1 protein-coding gene is annotated in these 732 nt (G+C 67.1%); it reads right to left on the bottom strand.

The window, feature by feature from the left end; genetic code table 11:
• Positions 1 to 596: FtsW/RodA/SpoVE family cell cycle protein (locus A5714_RS17305; protein ID WP_197513763.1), on the bottom strand; the 596-nt coding region annotated here is incomplete at its 3' end.
• Positions 597 to 732: the final 136 nt, after the last annotated feature.

Here is a 732-nt window from a genome sequence, read left to right as displayed (position 1 = left end):
GCGGAGTTCTCCAAGATCCTGTTGCTGATCTTCTTCTCCGCGGGCTGGATTGAGAAGCCGGGGAAGCGAATCCAGATCTTGGCGCCGTTCTGCTCGGACAGCGCCGCCGGCAGCAGGGCGGGAATCGACAGGAATAGCAGCCCCGTGATCCCGCAGATGTAGCCATAGCGGGCCAGTTGCCGGTGGTCTTTCAAGAAGGTGACCACCAGGGCGAAGGTGACGACGCCGATCAGGGTCCACAGCATCTGTTGGGTCGCGCTGGGGTGATGCCGGCCGCTGAACTGGTTGTTGACCAGATCCAGCCGGTGAATCATCACCAGCCCAAGTCCGTTGAGCAGCGCGACAATTGGCAACAGCAGCGGGTCGGTGTAGGGCGCGAAACGCCGGATGGCGACGTGCGCCGACCCGAAAGCGAGCAAGAACGCCAGCCCATAGCTGGTCACGTTCCAGCTCAGGCCGCGGTCCTGGTTGGCCTCCACGATGAGCAACGCCGCGACGGTGATCAGCGCGGCGAAGAACAGCAGCGCCAGCTCGGCGTTGCGCCGGGTGGGCAAGGGAGGCGTGACCGCGACCGGCGGCTGGACTTGGGTGGTCATGCCACCGTCCGGCAGTCGGTACCCGGTTGAAGCGGGGGCGCGGGAAGCGCGGTCACCGTCTGCGAAGTGGTCGTCGGACCGGCCGGTGCGGGGGCCGCCGGGCTGGGGAGCGCAGAGGCGCTGGGCGGCGGAGCGG

The sequence above is a fragment of the Mycobacterium sp. E2462 genome (genome assembly GCF_001672685.1).
Classification (GTDB): domain Bacteria; phylum Actinomycetota; class Actinomycetes; order Mycobacteriales; family Mycobacteriaceae; genus Mycobacterium.
The sequence above is the reverse complement of the archived record's forward strand: the minus strand, read 5'-3'. Positions and strand labels throughout refer to the sequence as shown.